The following is a 16,569-nucleotide window of genomic DNA, read 5'->3' as shown; positions in this document are numbered from 1 at the left end:
GATAATGCTGAACCCAAAATAGCTTATAACAATGGAAATTTTATCTTTATGAATAGTTTCAATGAGATGATTGAGGATTTCAAAAAATACCAACCTCAGTTATTCTATAAGAAATCTAATGGCGAAGAGAGTAAAATTCCTTATGATTGGACAATTTATTACCTGCGCAAAAAAGCCCTTTCGCAAAAGATTACCCAACAAGAATTAGCTTGGCTTATACTTCACTTCAATCAAAAAAGAGGGTACTACCAGTTGCGTGGCGAAGAAGAAACTGAAAACCCTAACAAAGAAGTTGCTTTTCACTCTTTAAAAGTTGTAGAGGTAGAGGCTGAAGCTCCTAATAAAAAAGGTGAGATTTGGTATACAATCCGTTTGGAAAATGGTTGGATATACCGTCGTACAAGTAAAATCCCTTTGGACGATTGGAAGGGAAAAACACGTGATTTTATCGTTACTACCGACCTTAATGATGATGGCACTATTAAAGTAGACAAAAAGGGTAAAGAAAAACGTTCCTTCAGAGCTCCTGAAGAAAACGACTGGAACTTGCTCAAAAAGAAAACAGAACACGATATTGATTTTTCTGGAAAAACTGTAGGTGCTTATATCTACGACCATTTGTTGCAAGACCCCAATCAGAAGATTAAAGGTAAATTAGTTCATACGATTGAACGAAAATACTATAAAAATGAATTAAAAGCTATTTTAACCCAACAAATAGCTCTTCAACCAGAATTGTTTACCGAAAACCTATTAGCGGACTGTATAAGAGAATTATACCGCAAAAACGAGAAGCAACAACAAAATCTATTATCAAAAGATTTCCTTCATCTGTTTGTAGAAGATATCATTTTCTACCAACGCCCGTTGCGCAGCAAAAAATCTACTATTGCCAATTGTACCTTAGAAAAGCGTTTGTATATAGATAAGGAAACTAATGAGCGCAAAGATGCTCCTATAAAAGTATGTGCCAAATCTAATCCTTATTACCAAGAGTTTAGAGTGCTGCAATGGCTGCAAAACTTGAGAATTTACGAAATAGAAACTGACCGTGAGGTAACTACTGAGTTTATTGAAACACCCCAAGACTATGAGGCTCTCCTCAATTTCTTGATGTCTCAAAAAGAAATAGATAACGAAAGTTTACTGAAATACTTTTTACTTGCAAAAAATCCTCAAATTAAAGATAAAGCAGCTAAAAGCGAGCTTAAAAAATGGCTCACTACTTATCGCTGGAACTATGTCTATGATGTGGCGGATAACTCCTCCAAAAAATACCCTATGAATGAAACAGGTTATGACCTTCAGCGGTATTTGCAGAAAGTAGAAGGACTCCCAGCCAACTTTCTAACCTTTGATACAACATATCAATTGTGGCATTTGTTATATTCGGTCAAGGACAAAGTTGAATTTGATAAAGCTTTAAAGAAATTTGCTCAGAAATATCAATTAAACGAAGCATCGTTTGTAGATAGTTTCAAAAACTTCAAACCCTATCCTAATGAGTATGGTAGTTTCTCCGAAAAAGCTATTAAAAAATTGCTCCCTCTAATGCGTTTTGGCAATCATTGGGACTTTAATCGCATTGATGTATCTACTCAAAAACGTGTAGATGACCTTATCAATGGAGTGGCAAATGAGGATATCCGTACCATCATTAGAGAAAAAGCAGAGAAGTATCAGCTCAATAGTGAGACCTGCTTTCAAGGCTTACCGCTTTGGCTAGCTCAGCATATAGTCTATAATCGTCACGCCGAAGCTACTGATATAGAAAAATGGACTTCAGTGAGTGATTTAGAAATATATTTAGAAGATTTCAAGCAACATTCTCTTAGAAACCCTATAGTAGAGCAAGTAGTAACCGAAACTTTACGCGTAGTAAGAGATATCTGGCAACAATACGGCGGGGGACAAGCGAATTTCTTTGATGAAATACATATAGAACTGGGTAGAGAACTCAAAAAAACAGCCGAAGAAAGAAAACAACTTTCCAATAAAAATCAAGAGAATGAAAATACCAACCTACGCATTAAGAAATTGCTTGCCGAATTAAAAGAAGATGCAAGCATACAGAACGTCCGTCCGTATTCGCTTGTACAGCAAGAACTGCTTAAAATCTATGAAGAAGGTGTCTTCAGTAGTACAGATGAAATAGACGAAGAAATTCAAAAAATTCGCAAAAAAGCTGAACCTACCACCCCTGAGATACAACGCTACAAGCTCTGGTTAGAACAAAAGTATAAATCGCCTTATACGGGAGAGCTGATTTCACTCACAAAGCTATTTACCGAGGAGTATGAAATAGAACATATTATTCCGCAAAGCCGTTATTACGATGATAGTTTTTCTAATAAAGTAATATGCGAATCGGCTGTAAATAAGCTAAAAACAAATCTATTAGGATTAGAATTTATTCAAAAACACCATGGAGAAAAGGTATGTGTAGCAGGTAATAAAGAAGTTACTATTTTCACAGAGGAACAATACAAAGACTTTGTGAAAAAACATTACGCTAATAATTTAGCTAAACAACAAAAACTTCTTTTGAATGAGATACCTGAAAAAATGGTGGCTCGCCAGCTGAATGACACTCGTTACATTAGTAAGTATATTTCTGAAATACTTTCTAAAATAGTGCGGTCAGATGAAAAAGATGAAGGAGTAAACTCTAAAAATGTAATACCTTGTACAGGTAAAATCACTACTGCCCTCAAACAAGATTGGGGACTTAATGATGTGTGGAACGAGATTATACTTCCTCGTTTTGAGCGAATGAACCAGCTTACACAAACACAGCTTTTTACCTCATATAACGACAGATATCAAAAAAATCTTCCTACAGTTCCAATAGAGTACAGCCAAGGTTTCCAAAAGAAACGTATAGACCACCGTCATCACGCTATGGACGCCTTAGTGATTGCTTGTGCTACTAGAGAGCACATCAATTATATGAATAACCAACACGCATTGGATAAGGGCAAGGATAAAAAAGAAAAACAACAATCTCGCATAGACCTTCGCGCCATCCTCTGTGAGAAAAAGAATAATAACTGGCAATTCAAGAAACCTTGGGCTACATTCACTCAAGAAGCCAAAGAATCCCTCGAATATATAGTAGTGAGTTTTAAACAAAACCTAAGAGTGATTAATAAAGCTACCAACTATTATGAAAAATGGGAAGAGAAAAATGGTGTACTTGTAAAAAAGAAAGTAAAACAAGAGGGAACTAATTGGGCTATCAGAAAGCCTTTACACGAGGAAACTTTTTCAGGGAAAATTTCTTTAAAAAGAGAAAAAGTAGGTAAGGGGAATATATTAACAGCTACTAGAAAACCAGTTGATAGTAGTTTCGATGTGAAGAAAATTAGTAAAATTACCGATACAGGTATCCAAAAAATATTACTCAACTATCTCAAATATAAAGGAAGCCCAGAAGTAGCTTTTTCAGCAGAAGGATTAGAAGAACTCAACAAAAATATAGCCCAATACAACGATGGCAAGAAACATCAACCTATTTATAAAGTGAGAATTTATGAAAAGGGAAGTGGTAGGTTTGTATTAGGAGAAAAAGGGACAAAGTCTAAGAAATATGTTCAGGGAGCACCTAACTTGTATTTTGGAGTATATCAAGGCAAAGGAAAACGCACTTATGCAACGATCCCCCTCAACGAAGTAATTGAACGACAAAAACAAGGACATCCTTCTGTCCCTGAGCGTAATAAAAAAGGAGAACCACTATTATTTAGCCTTTCGCCTAACGATTTGGTATATGTGCCTATGGAAGGAGAAATCGCAGAGACAATAGATTTCAATAATCTCAGCAAAGAACAGAAAGAAAGAATTTACAATGTAAATGATTTTTCTTCTACCACTTGTTATTTTACACCTAATAGAGTTGCAAAAGCTATTTGTCCTAAAGAGATTGATAAAAAGGGAAAAGATTCTGGTTCTTTTGATACTAAAACAGCGAGTATAGAAGGGGTACAAATAAAAGAAGTCTGTATTAAACTAAAAGTAGACCGCCTAGGAAACATCACTAAAGCATAGAGCTTTTAAAAAAACAATAAAAACACCCTTTAAACTATGTTATACCGTTCTATTTACATTGGCAATCCAGCCCATTTGAAGTTGAAGGATAAGCAACTCAAAATAACAGACCCCACTACCCAAACTGTAAAAGGGAGTGTGTCTATTGAAGATTTAGGTTTACTGATGCTTGATCATTATCAAATTACCGTTTCTCATCAGTTATTGCAAGAATTGATGAAGAACAATGTGGTGCTTATCAGTTGTGATGAAAAACACTTACCCTTAGGAGTAATGCTTCCTTTTGGTGGAAATACTCAATATTCTGAACGGGTGAAAACACAGTTGAAAGTGAGTGAACCCCTAAAAAACAACTTTGGAAGCAAACTGTAGAGTGCAAAATTCAGAATCAAGCTAAAGTGTTAGAGCATTTAGGAAAGTATGCTGACCCAATGTACGACTATCTAAAAGAAGTAAAATCGGGTGATACAACCAATATGGAAGGCATTGCAGCACAACATTATTGGAAGTATCTTATTGATTATGATTTTCTAAGAGATAGATTTGGAGAGTATCCTAATCAGTTTTTCAATTTCGGATATGGAGTTTTGCTCAGTATAGTAGCCCGCGCATTGGTAGATACAGGTTTATTATTAGTATTAGGAATTTTTCATCGCAATAAGTACAACCCTTATTGTTTGGCAAGCGACATAATGAAACCCTACCGTCCCATAGTAGATTTATTGGTAATGGAATGGCTCACAGTATATCCTGAAGTAGAAGAACTCAACAAAGAAAGTAAAGCTCATATACTGCAGATTGCAACCCGTGATGTACAAATAGGAAAGAATATCCACCCCTTAATAGTGGCAGTGAAGAACACAGCTTCTTCTCTGTACAAATGCTATACGGGTGAAAAGCGATTGATAGCTTATCCTGAATTATGATCATAGCCGAACGATATAATGCTTATAGAATTATGTGGGTATTAGTATTATACGATTTGCCAACAGAAACGAAGAAAATGCGTAAAGAAGCACAGAACTTTCGTGATAAACTCATAAAGGACGGCTTTACGCTCTTTCAGTTTTCGATGTACATAAGGCATTGCCCTAGTAGAGAGAATGCTCAGGTGCATATCAATCGTGTAAAACAAAATTTACCTCAGTATGGTAATATAGCTATTATGTGCTTAACTGATAAGCAGTTTGGAGATATGGAGTTCTTTTACTGTCAGAGGGAAACAGCAGCCCCCGAAACCTATGTGCAATTAGAACTTTTTTAAGAAGAATAGGAAAGAGAAAACCTCCTCTTTTGCCTTTGCTTATAAGGCTAAAGAGGAGGTTTTTCAGTACTGTTTTTCAGTAAAACAGATTGATACTAAAACCTTTAGAAAATTGAGGTTGTTATCAATCACAAAACTACAAAATTTGAAAGCAACTCACAACAGGGGAATTGACGGGGCTATTAACAAGAATGTTGTTATCAATCACAAAACTACAAAATTTGAAAGCAACTCACAACGCCTTTTTTATCGAAGCTGTAACAAAAGAAGTTGTTATCAATCACAAAACTACAAAATTTGAAAGCAACTCACAACAACAAACTCACCACTAACTGCCATATAATAGTTGTTATCAATCACAAAACTACAAAATTTGAAAGCAACTCACAACACGTATCCGCAAAGAAGACAAACGTCTTTAGTTGTTATCAATCACAAAACTACAAAATTTGAAAGCAACTCACAACTGCCAATCTACAGAGGTTACTGTTGCCCATGTTGTTATCAATCACAAAACTACAAAATTTGAAAGCAACTCACAACCCGCTCTGCTAACATCATCTTACCCTTAATGTTGTTATCAATCACAAAACTACAAAATTTGAAAGCAACTCACAACGTAATTTTGCTTCACCAAAATAACCAACCAGTTGTTATCAATCACAAAACTACAAAATTTGAAAGCAACTCACAACTAATCAAGTAATGAATTGCAGAATTACTTCGTTGTTATCAATCACAAAACTACAAAATTTGAAAGCAACTCACAACTAAATTTTCCGTTAATAATTTTGCCTTTTCGTTGTTATCAATCACAAAACTACAAAATTTGAAAGCAATTCACAACTGCAAAATTAAACGTTACTAATACGAATATGTTGTTATCAATCACAAAACTACAAAATTTGAAAGCAACTCACAACTATAGCTATGCTGGCAAGCCCCAAACTAAGGTTGTTATCAATCACAAAACTACAAAATTTGAAAGCAACTCACAACGAGGTTTGAAATGCATATATTTTTGCCTTAGTTGTTATCAATCACAAAACTACAAAATTTGAAAGCAATTCACAACGGGAAAAGAAGCATTCTATATTATTTTTGTGTTGTTATTAATCACAAAACTACAAAATTTGAAAGCAATTCACAACCGACACCAGGGAAGTCTCTATGACCTAAGAGTTGTTATCAATCACAAAACTACAAAATTTGAAAGCAATTCACAACTAACATTCATTGTAATTAATATAAAATAGAGTTGTTATCAATCACAAAACTACAAAATTTGAAAGCAATTCACAACGCTTGTTCACGGCGTTGTAGTTCGGCTTTGGTTGTTATCAATCATAAAACTACAAAATTTGAAAGCAATTCACAATGAACGTGAGTGCTTGCCTATCTTTTTGATAGGAAATTCTGATAAATCAGGAGATTCTTTGATATACTATTATTTGACAAGTCATAAAATTCATAAATAGAATCTTTGGGCAAAGCATAAAGCATTTCCAATTTGGAAAGTTTTTTTAATTTCTTGCTTTACATCTATTTCTTGAGGTTATGTATTCTTGCAGAAGCATAATACTCCCACAAGAATAAATAATAAGGGTTTTCAGAATATTACTCGATGATAAAACTTTTGTTGAAATAAAAAACCAGAGGCTTATTATTAGCTATGTTGTTATGAATGATTGTATCTACATATTTTGGGTCAAAAAACATTTCATTACTCAATTTTGGATTATTTGAGATGTCTAAAAAGTCCATTTTTTCATTTCCTAATGAAATACTTTCTAAATTATTGTTATTTATAGCAAGCCGTTTTAACGAAATAACTGTATTGTAACTTGAAATATTATTGTATGACAAATTCAAGTTTTTTAAAGTTTTAGGTGTTTTGTTGCTCAGAAAAAAACTTTTCAAAAAAAAGTTATGGGAGAGGTTCAATTCTACAATGCTTTTAGGCATTTTTTTATATTCCATTTCTTGTATCATATTACGAGACAAATCCAATTTCTTAATAGAATATTCCGATAAATCAGGAAATTCTTTGATACTATCATTTGACAAGTCATAAAATTCATAAATAGAATCTTTGGGGAGCATATATAATATTTCTAATTTAGAAAGTTTTTTGGCTTCTTCCTTTTTTATTTCTTGATTTTATGTGTTCTTGCAGGAGCATACTACTCCTACGAAAATAAAGAATAAAAAGTTTTTCATAATATGAACATTTTTATTGCTGAATATTTTTTGTAAGGCAAGTTGTTTTGTTAGCTGGGTAACATAAGAACATAACCCATTGCATTGTTTTGCAATGGGTTGAAATAATTTATTAGGATAAGTGTGTTTGCAAAATTTTATTCCAAAAGATTTGTTTTTACAAAAAATGAAGGTTTTTCATCATCAGGAGGCAAAGGTTTGTTGTTTTCGATAAGATGTGGAAGTTGATATTTTCCATAACAACCAAACCAACCATTGTCAAACTTCACAAAATAAAGCCCATATATGAAAGAATACCCTTTTACTTCTTCTGAAAAATCTTTATATGGAATGTTCCAATAATTCTTTCCGTTGATAGTAAATTTTGGGTCTTTTGTTGTTACAACTTCTATTTTTTTATCATCGGATAGATATAAAAACTTATAATTTATTCCAAGTACGTCTATGTCATAGAAACTATAGAATTGTGAACCAAATGCTGTTTTTGGAGTAGGAACACTTTTCGAGATAAAATTGGACTCTTGTGAATAACCTACACCACAAATCAGAGCCATTAAAAGAATTTTTTTCATTTTGTGTTTAAAATTTAATTTATCATATTTATGAAATCCACGTATTAAAGAAGTTGTGCTAATATCTGTTTGAACACCTCCTAATCCCGAACCTGTACTGCCTTCTATGTACCCACTAGAACTACTTATGGTTACAGAATGTACTACTTCTCCTTTTTCGTAATACACTACAACATCTGCTGCTTGTATGAAAATGATGCGCAAGTTTTATGCCAAATTACCAAGGAAGGCGTATCAGTTCTTGACCTTTCTTACGCCTCTGAAAAGCTCGGATTATGCTCACTTTCAGTGAAATGCACTATTGATGATTTACTCCAAGTTGTTATCAATCACAAAACTACAAAATTTGAAAGAGATTGACAATTATAAATTAGCAAATTAGCAAATTAGCAAATTATATAAGTTGTTGTAAATCATATAGCTATAAAGTTTGAAAGCAATTTAGAATGCTGTTGCGGAAAATATGTTGGGTTGCGTAGGGAAGATGGTAATTGAACTATTTTTGAGGGACAAGGGAAGGAAAAAGAGTGGTACTTCTTATTTTTGCGATTTTTGTTTGGTTTTATCAAAAATAATTCTTATCTTTGTACTCTAATTTAAATTTTAAAATTATGAGTATTATTGCAACACTTATTATTGGTGCCATCGCTGGATGGTTAGGAGGCACTATCTACAAAGGTAGTGGATTAGGACTTATAGGGAATATCATTATTGGTATTCTTGGAAGTAGCGTTGGTTATTGGCTTTTGGAAAGTGTGTTCCATATCTCACTTGGAGAAGGTTGGATTGGCGCTATCTTAACAGGAGCTATTGGCGCTATTGTTATTCTATTCTTGATAAATTTGATATTTAAGAAGAAGTAATAAGAGAAAAAGAATAGCTATTAAAGATAAAAAACCCCGAAAATATTTGATATTTTCGGGGTTTTTTAGTAAAATGTTTTAAATTACCTTTTTGCGTTGGCAGTCCAGGTTTTTCCGTCTGTAGTGTACAGAATGTTCAATGAAGAGGCGTTGATTCTAATTACTTTTACGCCATCTAGCAAATCAGCATTTACTAAAATGTTATCTCCTTCTTTTTTGAAACTAACACCTGTAAGGTTAGGAATGCCGTCTGAAAAACGGAAATGGTAATCGTTCCCAGTTTTGACAACAGTTACTGAACCATTATCAAAAGCCTTTTTCTCTTTACCATCTGAGTAAGAGATGCTACCTTTGTAGGTTCCTACAAAAAGGTCGTTGTCGGCTGGGTCATCATTTTTGCTACAAGAAGCAAAAAAAACTAGTGATAAACAAATCACTGAAGCTAATGCAATAATTTTCTTCATAGTTGATTAAATTTAAAAATTAATATTAAAGTTTGATGTGATAATATATTATTGAGATGCTTAATGCAATTTTAAAAGATATTGATTGTGATATTTTCTAACTATAGAAGACATTTTTATTTGTTTTTGTTTAAATATCTTTTTGCTAAAAGTTGCATTCCGTATCCCAAAGCTATATTTAACCATCGTTTGTTGTTAAATAAAGAACCCAAAGTATTGGCTAATAAGTTTTTTGGACTTAAACTTTCTGCTGAAGCTGATACTTGTTGTGTGAGAGACAGTCGGTCAATCTCTTTTTCTAATCGCAGTAGTCTAATTTCATTATCGATTTCTTCAAATGATGAAAAGGTTTTATTGTTCATTTTCTTCTTCGTCTTCGGGGTCTGTTTTAAAATAGATTTCGGATAGTTTTCGCAATAGAGACCTTTCAATTAGTTTTTTGCGAAATAATAGAACTACTAACGATAACACTATATAGAAAGCTCCTACAATAGCAAATCCTAAACCATTACTACCTAATGCTTCGCCTATGGCATAAGCGGCGGCGAGAGATAGGAAAAACAGTATTAGCAAACTTGCAAAGCCATAGACAAAAAAACTTATTAGTCCGTAAGAAGATTTGGCTATAAACCTAAAAAGCACGAGTTTATAGTAAGATAACTGTGAATTAAGGGCTGAGTTTGCTTTTGTAGGAACTTCTACAAATGTTTCTTTAATAGAATGAATGGGCATAAAATTATTTTTTAATTTTAGCGGCTTCTTCTTTTAATGAAGCTAATTTTTTTTCTAGAAGGCTAATTACATCTTCGGCTTTATTGCTTGATTTTGAAAATAGCCTGTCTACTTTTTCTTCTAAAGAGCCTTTTAGTTCCAATGATTTCTCACGTACATTCTCTGTGAGGTTATCCAATTGATCTTTTAAATCTTGAGACTTATCTCTGAGAGTGTCTTTAATTTTTTGACGTGTGTTTTTACCTTCGTCGGGCGCAAAAAGGATGCCCAAACCTACTCCGATAGCAGTACCTACTGCTAAGCCTAATACTACATTTGCTGTTTTTGACATAGTGTTCAGAATTAATGTTATTAAATTAGTTATTAAATTAAATTTGGTACAAAGGTATGAATAAAATTTGATATAACATAATTTTTATTAATATTTTTTATCTATAATGCATAGAGAAAAGTGATTTTTAGGTAAGAGGTAAGAGGGTAAGAGGTAAGAGGGGGGGAGGTAGTTAGCTGGGTGAGTTTGGCAACTATCCTTCGTTTATAGTTCGTTTATCCTTCGTTATTCGTTCGTTCGGGGTAGGGGGTGATTTTGATGTGGGAGAGATATGGTTGGGAGGTGGTGGTATGGGGGTGGGTGATAAGTATTTTTTGGTTATTAGAAAAAGTTTAGTTACCTTTGCCGTCTGAAAAATTAATTATACTTATACTTTTTTGACTGTAATATGAAGAAATTTATTTTATTACTTGTAGGTTGTTTTTTGTTGCCTTTTAGCTTATTGGCACAGCAGGGAGGGATGTGGATCCCGTCGTTGTTGGAGGGTATGAATGCTAAGGAGATGAAGTCGCTTGGGATGAAGATGTCGGTAAGCGATATTTATAATGTGAATAAATCGAGCTTGAAGGATGCGGTGCCTCATTTTAATGGGGGGTGTACTGCTGAAGTGATTTCGGGCAGGGGGCTGCTTCTTACTAATCACCATTGTGGGTATGGGCAGATACAGGCTCATTCGACCTTAGAGAATGATTATCTTACGAATGGTTTTTGGGCTAAGAGCTTATCGGAGGAGCTTCCTAATAAGAATTTGGAGGTTACTTTTATAGTGCGTATAGAGGATGTTACGGCTAAGGTGCTTGAAGATACTAAGGGATTGAGTAGTGAGATGGATAGGGCATCGAAGATAGAGAAGAATATAGCGAACTTGGTAAAGAACTCGGCTAAGGAGTCGTGGCAGGAGAATCGTATTCGGGCGTTTTATGAGGGGAACCAGTATATATTATTTGTGGTTGAGACATTTAAGGATGTGCGATTGGTGGGGGCTCCGCCTTCATCGATAGGGAAATTTGGGTCGGACACGGATAACTGGGTGTGGCCGAGACATACGGGAGATTTTTCGTTATTCAGGGTATATGCTGATAAGAATAATAGGCCTGCGGAGTATTCCAAAGACAATGTGCCTTATGTACCTAAGCATTTTTTCCCGATCTCACTAAAAGGGGTGAAGGCAGGTGATTTCACTATGGTATTTGGGTATCCTGGAAGGACGCAGGAGTATCTGCCTTCCGTAGCTGTGGAGCAAATAGTGAAGGTGCTGAACCCTGCCAAGATAGGGATTCGTGATGTGGTACTGAAAGTGCAGGATGGCTTTATGAGAGTTGATAATGGGATTAAGATTAAATATGCTTCAAAATATGCTAGTGTGGCTAACTATTGGAAGAAATGGATAGGAGAGACACAGGGCTTGGAACAATCGGGCGCAGTGGCGCTGAAACGCGCGCAAGAAGAGAAGTTCCAGAAGGCTATTGCAAAGGCAGGAAAGAGTGCGGAATATGGGAATATTTTGGATGATTTTGCTAAAAAATATGCTGCTATAAGGGATTATGAGCTTTCGGTAGATTTGTACTCGGAGTTTGTGCAGCGTAATGTAGCTTTGCTATCAAACGGATTAAGGGTGTTACAGCTGCAAAATGCATTGCTTGAGAGAGGGGAACAGTCATTTAACGATAGGAAGAAGGCTTATGTAACGATGTTTCGGGGAGTATTTAAGGATTATGACTTAAAGGTGGATAAGGCTGTATTTGAGGCAGCAGCGGCTTATTATATAAAGACGATGCCTAAAGAGCTGTTGGCTCCTAATATGCAGAACATAGATGTGAAGGCTATGGCTGATAAGTTATACGGAGAATCGTTTTTGGCTTCGGGAGCTGAGATGGAAAAGGTATTGAACTTAGATGCTAAGGCTTTCCAGCAACGATTAAAAGGAGATGTAGGGGTGGAATTAGTACAAGGTATTATAAATCATTTCTACGAAAAAGTATATCCTACCTTTGCTGAACTAAATGAAGAGATTACGGCATTGCAGCGCAGTTATATGAAGGCTATCTTGGAGTTTGCGAAACCAGAAGATCGCATCTTCCCTGATGCTAACAGTACCTTGCGTGTGACTTATGGAAAAGTAGCGGGATATGCACCTAAGGATGCAGTAACTTATGATTATATTACTTATTTGGATGGTGTAATGGAGAAATATGTGCCGGGTGATTACGAATTTGATGTGCCTGCTAAACTACGTGCTTTGTATGAGAAGAAAGATTATGGTATTTATGGTAAGAATGGCAAGATGCCAGTGTGCTTTGTAGCGACTAATCATACAACAGGAGGTAACTCGGGTAGTCCTGCTATTGATGCACAAGGTAACCTTATAGGGCTGAATTTTGACCGAGTATGGGAAGGGACTATGAGTGATATACATTATGATCCTAAGATATGTAGGAATATTATGGTGGATATTAGGTATGTGCTATTCATTATTGATAAATATGCAGGAGCAGGCTATCTGATAGATGAAATGAAGATTAAACGTTAATAAGCCGTAGATAGGGTGCGTATGCAGTACTCAATAAATATATCTTGGTAATGATATGAGAAAAACTATTTATCTGGTATGGTAATTGAGGGATAATAACCAGGCTATAATGGCTGAGTATGTGATGGAAGATATAGGGAAAAAGTATCTACTTCAGTCCTATGTTAATAAAAGAATTTTACTTATATAGTTCTGAGTTTTGACTAACTTAGAGATGAAAGTAATTGACAATAAAGAATGCATAATATGAAGCGATTTGAAGATAGGTACTTTTTTGATGTGTATGTTAACGATAAATGGGTGGTGTGCCCTAAATGTGGGAAAGGGGCTAAAGTTACTACTAAAAAACATTACCCTACAGAGGAGGATGTGAATAGAGAGACTCCTTATCATTTTGAGACTGTAGTAGTGAGATGTAGCCATTGTGGTTTTGAACAACTTAGCAGAGCTAAGAAATCATTTGTAGCGACTATTAAGCTAAACTGTCCTAATTGTGGTTTGCCTATCTTTAAAGAAATAATTAATGTGAAGCATAAATTGGAGGAGATGGCAGTGAATTGTACCAATCCTAAATGTAAGCATACTCTTAAAGTTAAGCCAAGTTATCAGTTACAATATAATCCTGATTATTACTCTAAGCAACAAGGAGGGCTTAAACGAGACCGTATTTTTGGGTTACCTTACTATTTTCAAACCAATATAAAAGGCAATCTTTTTTGGGCTTTGAACCCTGAGCATATAAAGGTAATGGCAGATTATGTGGCATCGGATTTGCGAGAGCGTAAAGGAATGAGCTTAGTAGCTAAATTGCCTACTTTTATCAAGATTAAGAAGCATAGAGATATTGTGCTGAAAACCTTACAGCAATGGGAAAAGAATATTTAAACAATACCAAAAACAAACAAAATATGAAATTAAATAAACTTATTGACCACACACTATTAAAAGCAACAGCTACCATTGCCGAGATAGAAACTCTTTGCAAAGAGGCTGTGGAGTATGATTTTTATTCGGTATGCGTGAATAGCGCGTATGTGGCTACTGCTAAAAAATTCTTAGAAGGAACTACTGTTAAAGTATGCAGTGTAGTGGGATTCCCTTTAGGAGCTATGCAATCCAAAGCTAAACTTTTTGAAACAGAACAAGCATTAGCAGATGGAGCAGATGAGATTGATATGGTAATTAATGTAGGTTGGCTAAAATCAGGCGAAATAGATAAAGTGCGTGAGGAGATTGCAGCCTTAAAAGCTGCTGTGGGTAGTAACCGTGTGCTTAAAGTAATAATAGAAACTTGCTACCTTACAGATGAAGAGAAGCGCTTGGCTTGCCAATTGGCCCTTGATGCAAAAGCAGATTTTGTAAAAACCTCTACGGGCTTTGGTACTGGAGGGGCTACCCTTCCAGATGTAAAACTGATGAAAGAAAGCGTGCAAGGACACGCTAAGATAAAAGCATCGGGTGGGGTACGTGATTATGAAACAGCTATACAATATATAAATTTAGGAGTGCAGCGTATAGGGACTTCCAATGGTATTACTATCTTGAAAGGAGAGAAAGGAACAGGCTACTAATGAAAATTATTAGTTATAATGTGAACGGAATTAGAGCTGCCTTTACCAAGGGATTAAAAGAGTGGTTACAAGCAGCAGCTCCTGATGTGTTGTGCTTGCAAGAGATAAAAGCCTTAGAAGCTCAGATACCTACAGAAATATTTGCCGAATTGGGCTATGAATACCAGTATTACCATAGTGCCGAGAAAAAAGGTTATAGTGGGGTAGCTATTATCTCTAAAATAGCTCCTAAACATGTTGAGATAGGTACAGGTATAGACTATATGGACAAAGAAGGCCGGGTAATACGAGCTGATTTTGATACCCTTTCGGTAATGAGTTTGTATCTGCCATCGGGAACCAATATCGACCGCTTAGACTTTAAGCTAACCTTTATGGCCGATTTTCAGAAATACATTAATGAACTGAAACAAACTATTCCAAACCTCATTATTTGTGGTGATTACAATATTTGTCACCAAGCTATTGATATTCATGATCCTGTGCGCAATGCCAATGTATCAGGCTTTTTGCCAGTGGAACGTGAGTGGTTAGATACCTTTATGAAAAGTGGCTTTATTGATAGTTTCCGTTATTTTCATAAAGAGCCTCATCAATACTCATGGTGGAGTTATAGAGCTAATGCCCGTAATAATAATAAAGGTTGGCGTATTGATTATCACTTAGTAGCTTCACCTTTGGAAAGCCGTATGGAGCGAGCTCTCATACTGCCCGAAGCTAAGCATAGTGATCATTGCCCTATTCTTTTAGAAATTAATTAAACAAGTGTAATAAAATGTATCCAATAAAATTTAAACCTATCCTAAAAGAGAGAATTTGGGGAGGTACAAAACTTAAAACTTTGTTTAACAAACCCATTGTAACCGATATCACAGGTGAAAGCTGGGAAGTATCAGGAGTACCTGGTGATATATCGGTGGTAGCTAATGGAGCCTTAGAAGGCAAAAGTCTTCAAGAGCTTATTAACTTGTATCCTAATGAGTTACTTGGTAAGCATGTGCACCAGCGTTTTGGTAATGATTTCCCTATACTTATCAAATTTATTGATGCCCGTGAAGACCTATCAATCCAAGTACACCCTAATGATAAGCTAGCCAAGGAACGTCATAACTCCTTTGGTAAGACTGAAATGTGGTATGTACTCCATGCCGATGAAGGAGCTGAACTCATAGTAGGTTTTAACAAGACAGTTACTAAAAATGAATACCAACAACACCTCAATAACGGTACTCTTACCGATATTCTTAACTATGAAAAGGTACACAATGGTGATACATTTTTTATTAATACAGGTAAAGTACACGCCATAGGTAAGGGTATTATTATTGCCGAAATTCAGCAAACTAGTGATATTACCTATCGTGTTTATGATTTTGACCGCCGCGATAAAAATGGTAACCTACGCGAACTACACACCGAGCTTGCTCTTGAAGCCATTGATTATGAGCGCAAGGATGATTTCAAAGTGCAATACACCCAAGAGCCCAATCAGGTGAATAAAGTCGTGAATTGCCCCTATTTTATTACAAATTTGCTCCCTCTTACAGCAGGATATGAAAAATCATTAGCACAAGATGATTCTTTCCATATTTATATGTGCGTAAAAGGTGAAGGCTTCCTTTCCGATGGTATTACCGAGCTTCCTATCAAGCAAGGTGAAACAATCTTATTCCCTGCTGCTTGCCCCAAATTAGAAGTAAAAACCAAAGGAATGGATTTGTTAGAAGTATACATATAATCCTATTACCAATACTCTCCAAATACAACAAAATTACCTCCATACCCCAAACAGATAAAAAATCTGTCAAAGGCATCTTTCTTATTGAACGAAGGATGAACGAAGGATAAACGAACTATAAACGAAGGATAGTAAGCCAGCTCTTATAGCTCGGTATATCGCAAAAAATAGGCAAAAATCTAAACAATTATTCAGCACCTCTTTTTTGCCCCTACACTTAAGAATACTAAAACTAAA

The 16,569-nt window shown here is 35.3% G+C and carries 14 protein-coding genes, 1 pseudogene and 1 CRISPR repeat array (1 of these 16 running past the window's edge); of the genes and pseudogenes, 9 read left to right on the top strand and 6 right to left on the bottom strand.

Annotated elements, in window-relative coordinates:
• The 3 genes and pseudogenes from cas9 to cas2 all read left to right on the top strand — a co-directional run.
• Positions 1 to 4,047, top strand: partial view of a type II CRISPR RNA-guided endonuclease Cas9 gene (gene cas9, locus C4H12_RS08490; protein ID WP_106098546.1) — the 3' portion only. Its footprint begins 324 nt before the window's first position; the window shows 4,047 of its 4,371 coding nt (coding positions 325-4,371); the start codon falls outside the window, past its left edge; it ends in the stop codon at positions 4,045 to 4,047.
• Between the two features lie 36 nt (positions 4,048 to 4,083).
• Positions 4,084 to 4,973: pseudogene (gene cas1, locus C4H12_RS08485) on the top strand (type II CRISPR-associated endonuclease Cas1).
• Positions 4,970 to 5,311 (top strand): CRISPR-associated endonuclease Cas2, encoded by a 342-nt coding sequence (cas2, locus tag C4H12_RS08480; RefSeq protein ID WP_009412677.1) that lies wholly within the window; start codon positions 4,970 to 4,972, stop codon positions 5,309 to 5,311. The pseudogene cas1 and the gene cas2 overlap by 4 nt, the downstream one beginning before the upstream one ends.
• A gap of 117 nt (positions 5,312 to 5,428) precedes the next feature.
• Positions 5,429 to 6,682: direct repeats of the CRISPR family, unit length 38 nt; unit sequence GTTGTTATCAATCACAAAACTACAAAATTTGAAAGCAA.
• Between the two features lie 246 nt (positions 6,683 to 6,928).
• Here cas2 and C4H12_RS08475 read toward each other — a convergent pair.
• Both C4H12_RS08475 and C4H12_RS08470 read right to left on the bottom strand, forming a co-directional pair.
• Positions 6,929 to 7,414 carry a hypothetical protein gene (locus tag C4H12_RS08475; RefSeq protein WP_106098545.1) on the bottom strand — a complete coding sequence of 162 codons (486 nt, stop codon included), beginning with the start codon at positions 7,412 to 7,414 and terminating at the stop codon, positions 6,929 to 6,931.
• A gap of 254 nt (positions 7,415 to 7,668) precedes the next feature.
• Positions 7,669 to 8,271 (bottom strand): hypothetical protein, encoded by a 603-nt coding sequence (locus tag C4H12_RS08470; protein ID WP_129588223.1) that lies wholly within the window; start codon positions 8,269 to 8,271, stop codon positions 7,669 to 7,671.
• A gap of 443 nt (positions 8,272 to 8,714) precedes the next feature.
• Between C4H12_RS08470 and C4H12_RS08465 the strand changes: the two genes are divergently transcribed.
• Complete coding sequence (locus C4H12_RS08465) at positions 8,715 to 8,966, top strand: GlsB/YeaQ/YmgE family stress response membrane protein (RefSeq protein ID WP_106098543.1); 252 nt, start codon at positions 8,715 to 8,717, stop codon at positions 8,964 to 8,966.
• 83 nt (positions 8,967 to 9,049) lie between these two features.
• Here the strand turns inward: C4H12_RS08465 and C4H12_RS08460 are convergent, their stop codons facing one another.
• The 4 genes from C4H12_RS08460 to C4H12_RS08445 form a co-directional block, all read right to left on the bottom strand.
• Positions 9,050 to 9,430 carry a hypothetical protein gene (locus C4H12_RS08460; RefSeq protein ID WP_106098542.1) on the bottom strand — a complete coding sequence of 127 codons (381 nt, stop codon included), beginning with the start codon at positions 9,428 to 9,430 and terminating at the stop codon, positions 9,050 to 9,052.
• Between the two features lie 116 nt (positions 9,431 to 9,546).
• Positions 9,547 to 9,792: a DUF6327 family protein gene (locus tag C4H12_RS08455; RefSeq protein WP_106098541.1), complete on the bottom strand. Its 246-nt coding sequence runs from the start codon at positions 9,790 to 9,792 to the stop codon at positions 9,547 to 9,549.
• Positions 9,782 to 10,162: a hypothetical protein gene (locus C4H12_RS08450; RefSeq protein WP_106098540.1), complete on the bottom strand. Its 381-nt coding sequence runs from the start codon at positions 10,160 to 10,162 to the stop codon at positions 9,782 to 9,784. Before C4H12_RS08450 ends, C4H12_RS08455 begins: the two co-directional genes overlap by 11 nt.
• Positions 10,163 to 10,166: 4 nt before the next feature.
• A complete protein-coding gene (locus C4H12_RS08445) occupies positions 10,167 to 10,493 on the bottom strand; it encodes a YtxH domain-containing protein (protein WP_106098539.1) in 327 nt (108 codons plus the stop codon).
• Between the two features lie 388 nt (positions 10,494 to 10,881).
• Here C4H12_RS08445 and C4H12_RS08440 point away from each other — a divergent pair, with 388 nt between their 5' ends.
• From C4H12_RS08440 to C4H12_RS08420, 5 genes are all read left to right on the top strand, one after another.
• Positions 10,882 to 13,023 (top strand): S46 family peptidase, encoded by a 2,142-nt coding sequence (locus C4H12_RS08440; protein WP_106098538.1) that lies wholly within the window; start codon positions 10,882 to 10,884, stop codon positions 13,021 to 13,023.
• A 246-nt stretch (positions 13,024 to 13,269) separates the two neighbouring features.
• A complete protein-coding gene (locus tag C4H12_RS08435) occupies positions 13,270 to 13,908 on the top strand; it encodes a hypothetical protein (RefSeq protein WP_106098537.1) in 639 nt (212 codons plus the stop codon).
• 23 nt (positions 13,909 to 13,931) lie between these two features.
• Entirely contained in the window at positions 13,932 to 14,594 is a 663-nt protein-coding gene (gene deoC, locus C4H12_RS08430) for a deoxyribose-phosphate aldolase (protein ID WP_106099454.1), read from the top strand.
• On the top strand, positions 14,594 to 15,355 hold the full coding sequence (locus C4H12_RS08425; protein WP_106098536.1) for an exodeoxyribonuclease III: 762 nt from the start codon (positions 14,594 to 14,596) through the stop codon (positions 15,353 to 15,355). Before deoC ends, C4H12_RS08425 begins: the two co-directional genes overlap by 1 nt.
• 14 nt (positions 15,356 to 15,369) lie before the next feature.
• Entirely contained in the window at positions 15,370 to 16,332 is a 963-nt protein-coding gene (locus C4H12_RS08420; RefSeq protein ID WP_106098535.1) for a type I phosphomannose isomerase catalytic subunit, read from the top strand.
• Positions 16,333 to 16,569: the final 237 nt, after the last annotated feature.

This window comes from Capnocytophaga sp. oral taxon 878 (assembly GCF_002999135.1).
Classification (GTDB): Bacteria; Bacteroidota; Bacteroidia; order Flavobacteriales; family Flavobacteriaceae; genus Capnocytophaga.
The sequence above is the reverse complement of the archived record's forward strand: the minus strand, read 5'-3'. Positions and strand labels throughout refer to the sequence as shown.

Excerpts from the sequence above, each read along its gene's own strand:
- cas2 (WP_009412677.1), top strand. The coding sequence starts at position 4,970 with ATGATCATAGCCGAACGATATAATGCTTATAGAATTATGTGGGTATTA.
- C4H12_RS08475 (WP_106098545.1), bottom strand. The coding sequence starts at position 7,414 with ATGCTCCCCAAAGATTCTATTTATGAATTTTATGACTTGTCAAATGAT.
- C4H12_RS08465 (WP_106098543.1), top strand. The coding sequence starts at position 8,715 with ATGAGTATTATTGCAACACTTATTATTGGTGCCATCGCTGGATGGTTA.
- C4H12_RS08460 (WP_106098542.1), bottom strand. The coding sequence starts at position 9,430 with ATGAAGAAAATTATTGCATTAGCTTCAGTGATTTGTTTATCACTAGTT.
- C4H12_RS08455 (WP_106098541.1), bottom strand. The coding sequence starts at position 9,792 with ATGAACAATAAAACCTTTTCATCATTTGAAGAAATCGATAATGAAATT.
- C4H12_RS08450 (WP_106098540.1), bottom strand. The coding sequence starts at position 10,162 with ATGCCCATTCATTCTATTAAAGAAACATTTGTAGAAGTTCCTACAAAA.
- C4H12_RS08445 (WP_106098539.1), bottom strand. The coding sequence starts at position 10,493 with ATGTCAAAAACAGCAAATGTAGTATTAGGCTTAGCAGTAGGTACTGCT.
- C4H12_RS08440 (WP_106098538.1), top strand. The coding sequence starts at position 10,882 with ATGAAGAAATTTATTTTATTACTTGTAGGTTGTTTTTTGTTGCCTTTT.
- C4H12_RS08435 (WP_106098537.1), top strand. The coding sequence starts at position 13,270 with ATGAAGCGATTTGAAGATAGGTACTTTTTTGATGTGTATGTTAACGAT.
- deoC (WP_106099454.1), top strand. The coding sequence starts at position 13,932 with ATGAAATTAAATAAACTTATTGACCACACACTATTAAAAGCAACAGCT.
- C4H12_RS08425 (WP_106098536.1), top strand. The coding sequence starts at position 14,594 with ATGAAAATTATTAGTTATAATGTGAACGGAATTAGAGCTGCCTTTACC.
- C4H12_RS08420 (WP_106098535.1), top strand. The coding sequence starts at position 15,370 with ATGTATCCAATAAAATTTAAACCTATCCTAAAAGAGAGAATTTGGGGA.